Origin of the sequence: Flavobacterium sp. (genome assembly GCF_031409475.1) — a bacterium.
Lineage (GTDB): Bacteria > Bacteroidota > Bacteroidia > Flavobacteriales > Flavobacteriaceae > Flavobacterium.
The window spans coordinates 191,469-206,536 of record NZ_JANNXH010000066.1; the positions used below are offsets into that span (position 1 = coordinate 191,469).

At 31.9% G+C, this 15,068-nt stretch carries 11 protein-coding genes and 3 tRNA genes; 8 read left to right on the forward strand and 6 right to left on the reverse strand.

The features are described from left to right. Positions 1-78 precede the first annotated feature (78 nt). From RMO53_RS12590 to RMO53_RS12600, 3 genes are read left to right on the forward strand one after another with little or no spacing between them, the layout of a single operon-like run. Complete coding sequence (locus RMO53_RS12590; RefSeq protein WP_310381364.1) at positions 79-1,158, forward strand: AI-2E family transporter; 1,080 nt, start codon at positions 79-81, stop codon at positions 1,156-1,158. Next, positions 1,155-2,342, forward strand: a complete 1,188-nt coding sequence (locus tag RMO53_RS12595; protein ID WP_310381367.1) for a THUMP-like domain-containing protein — start codon at positions 1,155-1,157, stop codon at positions 2,340-2,342. Before RMO53_RS12590 ends, RMO53_RS12595 begins: the two co-directional genes overlap by 4 nt. Positions 2,343-2,344: 2 nt before the next feature. After that, a complete protein-coding gene (locus tag RMO53_RS12600; RefSeq protein ID WP_310381369.1) occupies positions 2,345-2,914 on the forward strand; it encodes a hypothetical protein in 570 nt (189 codons plus the stop codon). Here the strand turns inward: RMO53_RS12600 and RMO53_RS12605 are convergent. Then, entirely contained in the window at positions 2,911-3,570 is a 660-nt protein-coding gene (locus tag RMO53_RS12605; protein ID WP_310381371.1) for a M15 family metallopeptidase, read from the reverse strand. The two genes, RMO53_RS12600 and RMO53_RS12605, sit on opposite strands and share 4 nt — an antisense overlap. 118 nt (positions 3,571-3,688) lie before the next feature. Here RMO53_RS12605 and RMO53_RS12610 point away from each other — a divergent pair, with 118 nt between their 5' ends. Both RMO53_RS12610 and RMO53_RS12615 read left to right on the forward strand, forming a co-directional pair. Continuing rightward, the gene (locus RMO53_RS12610; RefSeq protein WP_310381374.1) at positions 3,689-4,615 is read left to right on the forward strand and encodes a PfkB family carbohydrate kinase; all 927 of its coding nucleotides are present in this window, start codon (positions 3,689-3,691) and stop codon (positions 4,613-4,615) included. Further along, on the forward strand, positions 4,608-5,522 hold the full coding sequence (locus RMO53_RS12615; RefSeq protein WP_310381377.1) for a pseudouridine-5'-phosphate glycosidase: 915 nt from the start codon (positions 4,608-4,610) through the stop codon (positions 5,520-5,522). The genes RMO53_RS12610 and RMO53_RS12615 overlap by 8 nt, the downstream gene beginning before the upstream one ends. Positions 5,523-5,602: 80 nt before the next feature. On the opposite strand, the gene RMO53_RS12620 is transcribed toward RMO53_RS12615, so the two are convergent. The 3 genes from RMO53_RS12620 to RMO53_RS12630 all read right to left on the reverse strand — a co-directional run bounded on the left by RMO53_RS12620 (position 5,603) and on the right by RMO53_RS12630 (position 5,866). Further along, positions 5,603-5,676: transfer RNA gene (locus RMO53_RS12620), tRNA-Arg, on the reverse strand. A 13-nt stretch (positions 5,677-5,689) separates the two neighbouring features. After that, positions 5,690-5,764, reverse strand: a tRNA-Pro gene (locus tag RMO53_RS12625). A gap of 15 nt (positions 5,765-5,779) precedes the next feature. After that, a tRNA-Ser gene (locus tag RMO53_RS12630) sits at positions 5,780-5,866 on the reverse strand. Between the two features lie 308 nt (positions 5,867-6,174). On the opposite strand from RMO53_RS12630, the gene RMO53_RS12635 reads away from it, so the two are divergent. Both RMO53_RS12635 and RMO53_RS12640 read left to right on the forward strand, forming a co-directional pair. Continuing rightward, positions 6,175-7,353 (forward strand): acetyl-CoA C-acyltransferase, encoded by a 1,179-nt coding sequence (locus RMO53_RS12635; RefSeq protein WP_310381380.1) that lies wholly within the window; start codon positions 6,175-6,177, stop codon positions 7,351-7,353. Between the two features lie 104 nt (positions 7,354-7,457). Continuing rightward, on the forward strand, positions 7,458-8,219 hold the full coding sequence (locus RMO53_RS12640; RefSeq protein ID WP_310381382.1) for a C40 family peptidase: 762 nt from the start codon (positions 7,458-7,460) through the stop codon (positions 8,217-8,219). A gap of 53 nt (positions 8,220-8,272) precedes the next feature. Here the strand turns inward: RMO53_RS12640 and RMO53_RS12645 are convergent, their stop codons facing one another. Together RMO53_RS12645 and gyrA are read right to left on the reverse strand one after the other, a co-directional pair. After that, positions 8,273-9,553, reverse strand: coding sequence for a tetratricopeptide repeat protein (locus tag RMO53_RS12645; protein ID WP_310381385.1), 1,281 nt, complete (start codon positions 9,551-9,553; stop codon positions 8,273-8,275). A gap of 40 nt (positions 9,554-9,593) precedes the next feature. Continuing rightward, a complete protein-coding gene (gyrA, locus tag RMO53_RS12650) occupies positions 9,594-12,212 on the reverse strand; it encodes a DNA gyrase subunit A (RefSeq protein WP_310381390.1) in 2,619 nt (872 codons plus the stop codon). Between the two features lie 260 nt (positions 12,213-12,472). Here gyrA and RMO53_RS12655 point away from each other — a divergent pair, with 260 nt between their 5' ends. Next, positions 12,473-15,016, forward strand: coding sequence for an ATP-dependent Clp protease ATP-binding subunit (locus tag RMO53_RS12655; RefSeq protein WP_310381393.1), 2,544 nt, complete (start codon positions 12,473-12,475; stop codon positions 15,014-15,016). Positions 15,017-15,068: the final 52 nt, after the last annotated feature.

A 15,068-nucleotide genomic window follows, 5' to 3' on the forward strand; every position in this document is an offset into this window, starting at 1 on the left:
ATTAAAATTTTAGAATTTAGAACTCGTTCGTTTTTGCGAACGAGTTTTTTTTTATCTTTATGCTCAAAAATAATTAATATGATTTCATCCAAAATTATAGCTACTGGAATTTTAAAAGCAATTGGAGTATTAGCATTAACTGCTGTAGTATTGTATTTCATTTTCCAAATTCAGTCTGTGATTATTTATCTTTTGGTGGCATTAATTCTAACATTAATAGGAAACCCAATAACCGATTTTTTAAAAAAAAGATTAAAATTCAAAAATACATTAGCTACTATCTCCACATTAATAATTTATATCTTAATCGTTGCTGGATTTATAATGATGTTTATTCCATTGATTATGTCGCAAGGGCAAAATTTATCACTTTTAAATACCGCCGAAATTGAAATGAGCAGCAGTCAGTTGATCAATCAAATTTCTATTTTTCTTGAAAGTCACAATATTGATTCTAAACTTATTTTTAAAGACTTTAAAATTAATTTCGATTTTATTCCAAATTTTTTAAATTCAATTCTTGGAATAGTAGGCAGTTTTGGAATGGGATTGGGTTCTGTACTTTTTATAACTTTTTTCTTTTTAAAAGACCGATTATTATTCATCGAAGCTATTAGAAAACTGATTCCTGATGCTTATAATATTCAAATTTTGAATTCTTTAGAAAAAATTAACCACTTACTTTCTCGCTATTTAATAGGTTTGATTTTACAATTATTTATTGTTTTTGTTTTGTATTTAATTGTGTTAATCATTTTTGGTGTTCAAAATGCGTTTATCATAGCCTTTTTGTGTGCCGTTTTAAATATCATTCCTTATATTGGACCACTTATAGCATCAGTACTAGCAGCAATTTTGACAATGCTAAGTAATTTAGGAAATGATTTTCAAACAGAAATTTTGCCCACTACATTATTTGTTTTAATTGGTTTTTGGCTCGTTCAAGTTATTGATAATAATTTTTCACAACCCATTATTTTTTCAAAAAGTGTGAGCTCACATCCTTTAGAAATTTTTTTAGTCATACTTATTGCAGGCTTCCTTTTTGGAATAATTGGGATGGTAATTGCAGTTCCTTTACACACTATTTTAAAAGTTTTGGGCAAAGAATTTTTCCCCGAAAACAAAATCATAAAGCTTTTAACTAAAAATATATGATTTTAAAATTGCCCATTTTAAATCCTGAAATTCAAGAATTCATTTCATCCAATGTTGATAAAAAAAATTCAAAATTAGCGCTTCAAAAAAACCCTTTCCCTGCCGTTGAATGGATTTCTATCTTAAATCAAATTGAGGCTAAAACCAAAGCTAAAATCAAACTACCCAATTGGTTTGCCACCAAAAACATTATTTATCCAAGCAAAATATCAATTGAACAAACTTCATCTGAAATCGCAGCTAATTATAAAGCTCATATTATTTCTGGAGAAAGTCTAATTGACTTATCAGGAGGTTTTGGGGTTGATGATTACTATTTTTCCAAAAAGTTAAAAACAGTAATGCACTGCGAAATTAATCCAGAACTCTCCCAGATTGTAAAACACAATTTCGTACAACTAAACGCAACAAACATCGATTGCTATTCAGGAGATAGTTTATCAATATTAACAAACCTCAATGCACAGTGGGATTGGATTTACATTGATCCATCTAGAAGGAATGATGCAAAAGGAAAAGTTTTTATGCTCCAGGATTGTTTACCAAATGTACCCGAACATTTAAATTTATATTTCGAATATTCTAAATCAATTCTAATAAAAACAGCCCCTTTACTTGATATTTCTGCTGGATTGTCTGAATTAAAAAACGTCAAATTCATTCATATAGTTGCAGTTGAAAACGAAGTCAAAGAATTATTATGGGAATTACAAAAAAATTATTTGGGAAAAATAAATATAAAAACCATTAATATTTTAAAGGAAAAAAAAGATGTTTATGAGTTTGTTTTGGACGATTATTCTCAAATTCCAAAGTATAGTTTACCCCAAAAATATTTGTATGAACCTAACAGCGCCATAATGAAATCGGGTGGATTCGATGCTGTAGGAGATTTTTTTAATTTAAACAAGCTCCACAAACATTCCCATTTATATACGAATTCAAGCCTTATTGAATTTCCGGGTCGAATATTCGAAATTGAGAATTCAATACCCTATCAAAAGATCGAAATAAAAAAAACGCTTGAAGGAACTAGGTCCAATATCACAATACGCAATTTTCCAGAAACGGTTGAAAACATTCGAAAAAAATGGAAAATAAAAGAGGGTGGGAATCAATATTGTTTTTTTACAACTAATGAAAATAACAAAAAAATAGTTTTAATTTGCAAAAAAATACAATAAAAATGAAACAAGCAGTCTTACTGATTTTATTCTTGATTAGCAATGCTTTATTTGCTCAAAAACCTTGTGAATATAGCACAAATGTCACTGATTCTATTGGAAGTTATAAGTCAACAAAAGAATACATGATTTACGAAAAAAATTTTGCTGGAAACAAGAGCTATATTTTTTATTCCTTATCATTGACAGATGATTTACCAACATTAAATTTACAACTTATACAAAAAAGTAAAGATTTTTTAAAAGCAAATTGTTTTGATAAAAATTCAAAATTATTTTTACAATTGAATAACGGAAAAGTTATAACATTACTCCATATCGACCAAGAAAATTGTGGCTCAATGGTTCGTGATGATAACGGATTTGATAATAGAATACTTGTTGGAACTTTCGTATTCTTAAAAGGTTCGTTCGAAGACTTAAAAACTTCCCCAGTGAATATGATGCGTATAAAATATTTGACAGACCTTGAAGATTATGTAATTCGAAAAGAGTTTCAATCTGAGCTAAACAATCAAGTTTACGAACCAGAAACCTATTTTATAAATTATATAAATTGTATTGAAAACTAATCACAACTCCATTTAGTATTTGATAATTTATCATTTAGAGCTGCTTTTAAATTATAATGCCACCATTCTGAATCGAAAGAATTAAATCCATTTTCTAGCATAATGGTTTTTAATAATATTCTATTTTTAATTATTTCAGTAGGCAAATTGATATAATTATGACCCGCTTCAACGCCAAAAAAATCAAAAGTGGTTCCCATATCAAGTTCTTTGCCCGATAAATCCACAAGAGTAACATCTACAGCTCCACCTCTATTATGTATGGAACCTTTAATCGGGTCAGCTACATAGGAAGGGTTAGAAACAATTTTCCACATTTTTTTTTGAACATCCAATGGTCTATAACAATCAAAAAATTTAATTTTATAACCTAATTTTATAAAAGCACTATTCGCTTCAATTACTGCTTTTACGGTTTTTAAGCGTAAGTAACATTCAGCACAATCGTATACTTTTGATTTCAAAAAATTATCAGCTGTGGCATATTTCATGTCATAAACAAAGTCATTACTATACTCTTTTAAATTTACAAAAGTAGTGTCGTTGATAAATGGTTGTTTATTTAAAGCACCATTACTAACTTCCATTTGTGCTTTACAAGAAACTAAAAATAAAGAAGCACAAATGAAGAATACTAGTTTGAAGAGGGAAGTCATGTTTTTTTTATAAAATTATAAAAATTCATTTACATTCTATAAATAATTAACTGATTTTGATTTAAAAAATTCCAACCCATCGAATTCTATTTTTGCATAATTAGGTTATATTTGTTTTATGGCTAAATCTGTTTTATGTATTGGTGCAGCATTAATTGACGAACTGTTCTTTTGCGAAAATGCAATTGTACGTAGTTCGTCAAATCCTGCTCAATGTTCAATTAGTATTGGAGGTGTAATTAGCAATATTGTTCAACATCTTGCTTTACTTGATGTTAAAACATCATTAATTACAGCTTTAGGAAATGATAATGATGCTGATTTTATTAAAAAAAACTTAGATAAACTAGGAATTGAACTCAATGAATCTATAAGTGTAGATGAACCCACAGGAAAGTACGTTTCAATATCTAATACTAATGGAGAATTATATGTTGCAGCATGTCATGACATTAGTTCAAAATATATTACAGTTCCGTTTTTGAAAACAAAAGAAGATTATATAAAAAAATTTGATTTAATAGTTATTGATACAAATCTTGAAACGAATACAATTCAATGGCTGATTGATTTTTCAAAAATTAATAATAAAAAGTTAATAATTGAGCCTGTTTCTGTAACCAAAGCTTCGAAATTATCCAATTTAATCCTTGACGGTGTTTTTATGCTAACACCAAATGAGGAAGAACTCGTTTCGATTGCTAATGGTGATTCGGGAAATTTCATACAACTTGTAGAAAATCTTTTGAAAAGAGGCGTTGAAAAAGTTTGGGTTCGAAAAGGCAAAAATGGGTCAGAAGTACATACACTAAAAAAGACAATTAATTTAGCTGTTCCAAGAATACAAATTATTGACAGTACAGGTGCTGGAGACGCAGCATTGTCTGGTTGGATTTTTGGTTACATAAATGATGAAAATGAAGCGACATCGCTTGAATTAGGTCACACATTAGCTCTAGAAATATTAAAAATTAAGGGAACAATTGATTATAGAATCAACAAAGAAAATTTATACAAAATTAAAAGCACCTATTACAATGAGTAAAAATGATTTTATAATTATTCATCCAGAAGTTAAACATGCGTTAGATAATAATTTACCAATTGTTGCATTAGAATCTACAATTATTTCTCACGGAATGCCATGGCCACAGAATGCTGCTACTGCTAAATCAGTAGAAGATGTAGTACGAAAACACGGAGCAATTCCTGCAACTATCGCCATCAAGGACGGAAAATGTTTAGTTGGGTTATCCAGTGAGACAATTGATTATTTTGGTCAAGCTAATGATGTTTGGAAAGTGAGCTTGCGAGATATGCCTTATGCTATTTCAAAAAAAGTACCCGGAGCAACTACTGTTGCAGCTACAATGAGAATCGCTTCGATGGTAGGGATTAAAATATTTGCAACTGGAGGAATTGGAGGTGTTCATCGAGGTGCAACCAAAAGCATGGATATTTCTGCAGATTTAACCGAAATGGCAAATACAAATGTTGCGGTTATTGGTGCTGGAGTAAAATCAATTTTGGATATTGGTTTAACATTGGAATACCTAGAAACACTTGGCGTGCCTGTGGTAACCATTGGTCAAGATGAATTTCCAAGTTTTTACTCCTCAAAAAGCGGTTATAATTCTCCTTTAAGATTAGACACAACTGAGTCAATCGCATTATTATTAAAAGCAAAATGGGATTTAGGATTAAAAGGATCCGTTTTGATCGCAAATCCTATTCCTGTGGAGTTTGAAATGGAGCTAGTAACTATAGAGAAACATATTATAAATGCATTAAATGAAGCTAGATTATTAAACATTAAAGGCAAAGAGGTTACCCCTTTTTTATTAAAATACATAGCAACAAATACAATGGGAGAAAGCTTAGAAGCTAATATTGCATTAATAAAAAACAATGCCAAATTAGCGGCACAAATCGCAGTCTTATACTACTTATAAATTAAAAATTTTTATTGACTTTTTGATATTTGCAAAATAATAAAAACCAAAAAACCCACTGAATCCAGTGGGTTTTTCTGTGAAGGCAGAAGGATTCGAACCTTCGACCGCCTGCTTAGAAGGCAGGTGCTCTATCCAGCTGAGCTATGCCTCCGGTAATAAAAAAGTCGGGGTGGCAGGATTCGAACCTGCGGCCTCCTGCTCCCAAAGCAGGCGCGATAACCGAGCTACGCTACACCCCGAAAATGCAAAAAAAGCGGAGAGTAAGGGATTCGAACCCTTGGTACAGTTACCCATACGCATGTTTAGCAAACATGTCCTTTCGGCCACTCAGGCAACTCTCCAATATAAGAACTTATATTCCTTTTAAGCGGTTGCAAATGTAACTTTCTATTCTATATTTCACAAATAATTAATGCCTTTTTTTAAATGTTTTTTTATTCTTAAATCAAAAACATTAACAATCAAATGCATAGCCTAATTATATATTAACTTCAAAATATTTCTTTTATTGAATAATTTATAGAAAAAAAGTTTCTTAAGATTTATATTTCAATAATAAAGTCTATTTAAATAATAATATTATTAAAATCATAATTTAGTATTTACTTAAAATGTTTAAATTCGCAACTCAAATCAGAAATAAGGTGTCATGAATAAAAAAGTCGTCATAGTTGCTGCAACAAGAACTCCTATAGGAAGCTTTATGGGTGGTTTATCTACCGTTTCTGCATCAAGATTAGGTGCAATTGCAATTAAAGGAGCATTAGACAAAATTCAATTAGATCCAAATTTAATTGATGAAGTTTTTATGGGTAATGTTGTTCAAGCTGGAGTAGGTCAAGCACCAGCAAGACAAGCAGCTATTTATGCAGGTATACCAAATTCTGTAGCTTGCACTACTGTCAACAAAGTTTGTGCTTCTGGAATGAAATCAGTGATGCTTGGAGCACAAGCCATTCTTTGTGGTGATGCCGAAATTGTCGTTGCTGGTGGTATGGAAAACATGAGCTTAATTCCTCATTATATAAATTTGCGTAACGGAACTAAATTTGGACCAGCCACAATGATTGATGGAATGCAGAAAGATGGATTGACTGATGCTTATGATAACAATGCTATGGGAGTTTGTGCTGATTTGTGCGCGGTTGAATATAACTTTACTCGTGAGGATCAAGATAATTTTGCTATTCAATCCTATGAACGTTCGACTAAAGCATGGGAAAATGGTAAATTTGATAATGAAATTGTACCGGTTGCTGTTCCACAACGAAAAGGTGATCCAATTATAGTTTCGAAAGATGAAGAATTTACGAATGTAAAATTAGATAGAATTCCAACTTTAAATGCAGCCTTTACAAAAGACGGAACTGTTACCGCAGCAAATGCATCAACAATTAATGATGGTGCTGCAGCTTTAATATTAATGAGCGAAGAAAAAGCATTTTCATTAGGTATAAAACCGTTAGCTTATATAAAAAGTTATGCCGATGCTGCTCAAGAACCAAAATGGTTTACCACTAGTCCAGCCAAAGCTTTGCCAAAAGCATTAGAAAAAGCTGGTATTACACTATCTGATGTAGATTTTTTTGAATTTAATGAAGCTTTTTCTGTGGTTGGGTTAGCCAATTCAAAAATATTAGGATTAACCGATTCAAAAGTAAATGTAAATGGTGGAGCGGTTTCGTTAGGACATCCATTAGGTTGTTCTGGTGCACGAATTATTGTAACTTTATTGAATGTATTGGAACAAAATAATGCTAAAATTGGTGCTGCTGCAATTTGTAATGGTGGCGGCGGTGCTTCCGCAATTGTTATTGAAAGAATTTAAAATCAATTAAAACTACGAACTAAAAATTAAAAATTTAACTCGTACCAATTAAGTTTATAACAATACCTCATCGATTTTTAATTCATAATTTTTAATTGTATATAATGTTCGGAATTTGTAATCTAGCGATAATCCCACTTCGGTTTGAACCCAGCGATAGAAGCGAAATCGTTTCTCAAGTTTTGTTTGGCGAACATTTTGAAATTTTAGAACAATTGAAGCAATGGTCAAAAATAAAATTGCAATTCGATGATTATGAAGGTTGGGTTGATTCGAAACAATACCAAATAATATTAGAATCCGAATACAATCAATTATCTCAGGACGTGATTGTTTTAAATGCTGATTTGATTGAATACATTACTGGTCCCAATAATTTACTTTTGCCAATCCCATTGGGTTCCTCACTGTCGTTTTTGAATCATTCAGATATTAACAATTCAAACTTTAATTTTGAAGGAGCAAAAATAAGTGGAACAAAAAACAAGAATAGCATTGTAAGTTCGGCATTTATGTATTTAAATGCGCCTTATCTTTGGGGTGGAAAAACTCCTTTTGGAATAGATTGCTCTGGTTTTACTCAAATGGTTTACAAGCTAAACGGATATAAATTATTGCGTGATGCTACGCAGCAGTCAAAACAAGGCGAAGCATTGAGTTTTATAGAGGAAAGCGAACCCGGCGATTTAGCATTTTTTGATAATGAGGAAGGTAAAATAATCCATGTAGGAATTATTATGGAAGACAATTATATCATTCACTCTAGCGGAAAAGTAAGAGTCGACAGGCTAGATCATTTAGGAATTTATAATGCCGAAGTTAATAAACATACCCATAAACTTCGGGTAATAAAAAAAATTATATAAAAAAGCCCGTATTGCTTTTTAAACATTACGGGCTTTTTTGAAACTAAAAAATACTATTGTTTTTTTATTTCTTCTTTTAAAGCCTTATATTCTGCAGTCATCTCAAGTGCACTATAAACACCTAATAGCGTTTTAGAAACATCTGAATTTTTTGCATCGATTTCATGTGCTTTTACAAGATATGGTATTGCGCTCTTAAACAACTCGGCTCTTTTGTTTTTTAACTCATCGTAACGCTTTATATCCTTGGCAGATGTCGTGCCTAATTTATTCATTTCATCAATGATAACTTTCTCGTTTTCGAGTTTTAAGGCTGCAATATTGATATAGCCATTCAAGTATTTTGGATTAATTTCTAAAACTTTATTATAGTATTTTTCTGCTTCTACAAAGTTTTTTGCATTAGAACTTATTACTCCTAAATTAAAAATTAAGTCAGCATCAGTGGGGTTTTTTTCTATTGCTTCGGAAATTAATTTTTTATACGTTTCAAAATCTTTAGTCTCGAGGTATAAATTAGCTTCGGTTAATATTAATGAATTATCCTCTGGATTTTTTAATCTTGCTTCGGCAACTGCTTTTTTTGCCTCCTCAATTTTGCCGTTTTGAACTAATATTAAAGCAATGTTTTTATATATTTCTCCTCTTTTTGAAGGAATCGCTTCGTCTCTTGGTGTGCTGTGTGTTCCTAATTTAACTGCAATTTCTCTTTCGTTTTTAGTATTAAAAAAGTCTTCGTTGTTATTTATTTTACTTACAGCTAAATAACTAACCCCTTTTCCTGAATAATTCAGTTTTTTTAAGTCCTCGTATAAATTAAGTGCCGAAACAAAATCTTTACCATTCACATAAGTGGATGCTGCATAATATAAATTTATGGTATCTTTTGTATCTAACAAATAAGCATCATACAATTTTTTAGCTCCTTCATTATGCTTGTTTGCTTTGGAATCTACAATTGCACTGTTTAATAATTTATATTTAATTTCAGTAATCGAAGCAGCAGCTTGAACAGAATACTTTACTTTTCCAGAGGCTTTTTCGATTGCAATTAAATCTTGATAAGATTTTGCAGCGGACGAAAGATTTACTCCAGTTTCAATATTTTTATTTGCTAAATCTAAAAATGAATTTCCTTTTAAAAAGTAAAATTGTGCTTTTTCAGTATCTGCAGCATTAGTAAATATCGATTCAGCACCTTGTAAAGTCGTGAGTGCTTCTTGCGAATTTCCATTTTTTAATGATTTTTCTGCTGCCTTTAATTGATCTTTTTGTGCAAAAGCACTAACTGAAATTACTGCTGCAATGGCTAGTAATACATATTTATTTTTCATGCGATTGTGTTTTAAATTAATATTATTATATTTCTAATTATTAAACTTCATCCTCTGCATCATCAGAATCGTCTTCATCTTCCTCTAAAGATTCCTCTTGGTCATCATCATCATCTTCTTCAACTTCCTCATCTTCAAGAACTTCTAGAATTGGCTTTACTCTTTCGATTGCTTCGGTTTCGATAATATTACCCTCTTCGTCAACAACCACTTCTTCAACATCATCTTTCATTACTTTAGTAACTGCCGCTATGGAGTCGTTTCCTTTGATATTAATTAATTTAACACCTTGAGTGGCACGACCCATAACTCTCAAATCTTCTACTGCCATTCGAATTGTCAATCCCGATTTGTTGATAATCATTAAATCATCGGCATCGGTTACGCTATTGATAGAAATAAGTTTTCCTGTTTTTTCAGTGATATTCAAAGTTTTCACTCCTTTTCCACCACGATTTGTAATTCTATATTCGTCAATGCTTGAACGTTTTCCGTAACCGTTTTCGGCTACAACTAGAATTTCACTTTCCATATCGTTTACAGAAACCATACCAATAACTTCATCGGTCTCATCTTTTAAAGTAATACCACGAACTCCAGAAGCTGTTCTTCCCATTGGTCGTGTTTTGCTTTCTTCAAAACGAACCATTTTACCGGAACGCACCGCAATCATAATTTGACTGTTTCCATTAGTTAATTCTGCTGCTAATAATTCATCTCCATCTTTAATGGTAATAGCTGCGACGCCATTTATTCTAGGTTTTGAATATTTTTCTAAGGATGTTTTCTTAACCTGTCCTTTTTTAGTAACCATAATTAGGTTATGACTATTTGTATATTCTTTATCTTTTAAATCTTGTGTACAAATAAAGGCTTTCACTTTATCGTCACTTTCAATGTTGATTAAGTTTTGTAATGCTCTTCCTTTGGCCGTTTTACTTCCTTCTGGAATTTCATATACACGCATCCAGAAACACTTTCCTTTTTGGGTAAAAAACATCATATATTGGTGGTTTGTTGCAACATACATATGTTCTAAGAAATCTTGATCTCTAGTTCCCGCACTTTTTTGACCAACTCCACCTCTATTTTGGGTTTTGTATTCGGATAAGTTGGTACGTTTTATATATCCTGCATGAGATATAGTAATTACTACATTTTCATCGGCAATTAAATCTTCGATACTTACATCTCCTCCTGAATATTCAATTAATGAACGACGCGCATCACCATATTTATCACGAATTTCGACAAGCTCTTCTTTGATTAATGCAATTCTCAAATTAATATCGGCTAATAAAGCTTGCAAATGAGCAATCAACTTCATGATTTCCTCATATTCTGCTCTTAACTTGTCTTGCTCCAATCCGGTCAATTGGCGCAAACGCATTTCTACAATTGCTCTTGACTGAATGTCAGATAATTTAAACCTTTCGATTAATTTTTCTCTAGCTTCTTCGGTATTTTTTGACGCTTTAATTAATGCAATTACTTCATCAATATTATCCGAAGCAATGATCAATCCTTCTAATATATGAGCTCTTTCTTCTGCTTTACGCAGATCAAATTGTGTTCTTCGGACTACAACATCATGACGGTGTTCCACAAAATAATGAATCATATCTTTTAGATTCAACATTTGCGGTCGACCTTTTACAAGTGCAATATTGTTTACACTAAAAGAGGATTGCAATTGTGTAAACTTATAAAGTGTGTTTAGTACTACATTTGGCGTAGCATCACGTTTTAAAATGTACACAATACGCATCCCATTTCTATCGGATTCATCACGAATATTGGCAATTCCTTCGATTTTTTTGTCATTAACCAAATCGGCTGTACGCTTAATCATGTCTGCTTTATTGACTTGATATGGAATTTCAGTAACAATGATACTTTCACGACCATCAACTTCTTCAAAGCCAACTTTTGCACGCATTACGATACGTCCACGACCAGTTTTAAATGCTTCTCGAACGCCTTCATAACCATATATTGTTCCTCCAGTAGGAAAATCTGGAGCCTTTATATGGTTCATCAATTCGTCTATTTCAATTTCATTATTATCAATGTACGCTAAAGTTCCGTTTATAACTTCGGTAAGATTATGAGGAGGCATATTTGTTGCCATACCTACTGCAATACCTGTTGCTCCGTTTATCAATAATGTAGGAACACGCGTAGGCATTACTTTTGGTTCGTATAGCGTATCATCAAAGTTTAATTGAAAATCAACGGTTTCTTTTTCGATATCTGCCATAATTTCTTCCGAAATCTTACGCATTCTGGCTTCGGTATAACGCATTGCTGCTGGACTATCACCATCTACAGATCCAAAGTTACCTTGTCCATCGACTAATAAATAGCGTAAACTCCATTCTTGAGCCATACGTACCATGGCATCATAAACCGATGTATCTCCATGTGGATGATACTTACCTAAAACTTCACCAACAATTCTTGCGGATTTTTTATGAGCAGATTTTGAGGTAACTCCTAAATCATACATTCCATAAAGTACTCTTCGATGTACTGGCTTCAAGCCATCTCTAACATCAGGAAGTGCTCTTGACACAATTACTGACATCGAATAATCGATGTAAGCTGATTTCATTTCATCTTCAATGTTAATGGGAATTAACTTTTCTCCTTCAGACATAAGTTATACTATTTAATAAATTTATTTTAATTTCAAAACGTGCTAATATACATCATTTTGATTTTTTTACACAACCTTTACGCTACTTATTTCAATGATTTATTAACAAATTACACTCTTTTTTTAGTTAATAAATTATGTCAATTTTAACTAATGTTTTAAGGTTTTTTTTGTCTATTAGCTGTCATAACTTCATATCAAATATGATTTTTGTTTTACACACACTAATTCACTAAATTTACAGTATCAATACACACATTATGGATGACAATTTTTCGCCAAGAGTAAAAGATGTTATTACTTATAGCAAAGAGGAAGCCTTACGTTTAGGGCATGATTTTATTGGTACTGAACATTTAATGTTGGGTATTTTAAGAGATGGAAATGGCAAGGCAATAAATATTCTAAACAATTTATCTATAGATTTAGAAAGCTTACGTAGAAAAGTAGAAATACTTAGTCCAGCAAGTCCAAGTATAGAAATTAATAACGAAAAGAAAAACCTGCATTTAACCCGTCAAGCGGAAAAAGCATTAAAAACAACTTTTCTGGAAGCAAAAGTTTTTCAAAGTTCATCAATAAGCACTGCACATTTATTATTGTGCATTTTAAGAAACGAAAATGATCCTACAACCAAGCTATTGAATAAATTAAATATAGATTATGATGTAGCCAAAGAACAATATTTAAATATGACACCAAGCGAAGAAAATTTTATAGAAAACTTACCCAGAAATGAATCCTATAATGAAGATTCTAATCAAGATGACAGCTTAAAAGAAGGAAGTTTTAACAATCCGGCAAATAAATCAAACAAAAAATCCAAAACCCCTGTTTTAGATAACTTTGGAAGAGATTTAACTGAAATGGCAGAGGAAGGAAAATTAGATCCTGTCGTTGGGAGAGAAAAAGAGATAGAAAGGGTTTCACAAATTTTAAGCCGCAGAAAGAAAAACAATCCACTACTTATTGGAGAACCAGGTGTAGGTAAATCTGCTATAGCCGAAGGATTAGCCTTGCGAATTGTACAAAAAAAAGTATCCCGAATTTTATTTAATAAACGTGTAGTGACGCTAGATTTAGCAAGTCTTGTGGCTGGTACAAAATACCGTGGTCAATTTGAAGAGCGCATGAAAGCCGTAATGAATGAATTAGAAAAAAATGACGACATCATTCTTTTCATAGATGAAATTCACACTATTGTTGGAGCTGGCGGAGCAACAGGTTCTCTTGATGCTTCAAACATGTTCAAACCTGCCTTGTCTAGAGGTGAAATTCAATGCATTGGAGCAACTACACTTGATGAATACCGTCAATATATTGAAAAAGATGGTGCGCTCGAAAGACGTTTTCAAAAAGTAATTATCGAACCAACCTCTGTTGAAGAAACCATTACGATTTTAAATAATATTAAAGATAAGTACGAAATACATCACAATGTTACTTATACTCCAGAAGCAATTGAAGCTTGTGTGAAATTGACAAATAGATACATGTCAGAGCGTTTTTTACCAGATAAAGCTATAGATGCATTAGACGAAGCCGGTTCTAGAGTTCACATCACTAATATTGATGTTCCACAACAAATTTTAGATTTAGAAAAACAATTAGAAGATGTTCGTGAAAATAAAAACACTGTTGTTAAAAAACAAAAATATGAAGAAGCAGCAAAGCTTCGGGATGATGAAAAACGCTTAGAAAAAGATTTAGCTATTGCCCAAGAACAATGGGATGAAGATTCTAAAAATAATCGCATTGAAGTAACCGAAGATAATGTCGCCGATGTAGTTTCTATGATGACTGGAATTCCAGTAAATCGAATTGCAGAAACCGAAAGTAATAAATTAGCTAATTTACCTGAACTTATTGAAAATAAAGTGATTGGACAAAGCGAAGCGGTATTAAAAATTGCAAGATCAATCCAAAGAAATCGAGCTGGATTAAAAGATCCAAACCGACCAATTGGTTCTTTTATATTCTTAGGACAAACTGGAGTTGGCAAAACGCAATTAGCAAAAGTCCTAGCAAAAGAATTGTTTGATTCTGAGGATGCTTTAATTAGAATCGACATGAGCGAATACATGGAAAAATTTTCTATATCGCGCCTAGTTGGTGCACCTCCGGGATATGTTGGTTATGAAGAAGGAGGACAATTAACCGAGAAAGTGCGGCGTAAACCTTATTGTGTAGTGCTTTTAGACGAAATCGAAAAAGCCCATCCTGATGTTTTTAATATGTTGTTACAAGTTCTTGACGACGGCTATTTAACGGATAGTCTCGGAAGAAAAATTGATTTCAAGAACACTATTATTATTATGACATCTAATGTTGGTGCTCGTCAATTGAAGGATTTTGGACAAGGTGTTGGTTTTGGTACTGCTGCCAAAATAGCACAAGCTGATGACAATTCTAAAAGCATTATTGAAAATGCTTTAAAGAAAACATTTGCACCAGAGTTTTTAAATAGAATCGATGATGTAATTGTTTTTAATGCATTAGAAAAACATGATATTGATTTGATTATTGAAATTGAATTACAAAAACTATACGATCGTGTAAAAGAATTGGGATATCAATTGAAGCTATCCGATCAAGCTAAAGCATTTATTGCAGACAAAGGGTTTGATAGACAATTTGGAGCACGACCATTAAAAAGAGCCATTCAGAAATATGTTGAAGATGCTCTGGCTGAAGAAATTATAACTTCAAAAATTGGTATTGGGGATGAAATATTTATGGATTTAAATGACACTTCACAAGAACTCTATGTAAATGTTCACAAAATAGAAAAACCTACTAATTAGTAGGTTTTTTTTTGCTTTACACCCTTGTTAATTAACCTTTATTTAATGTTTA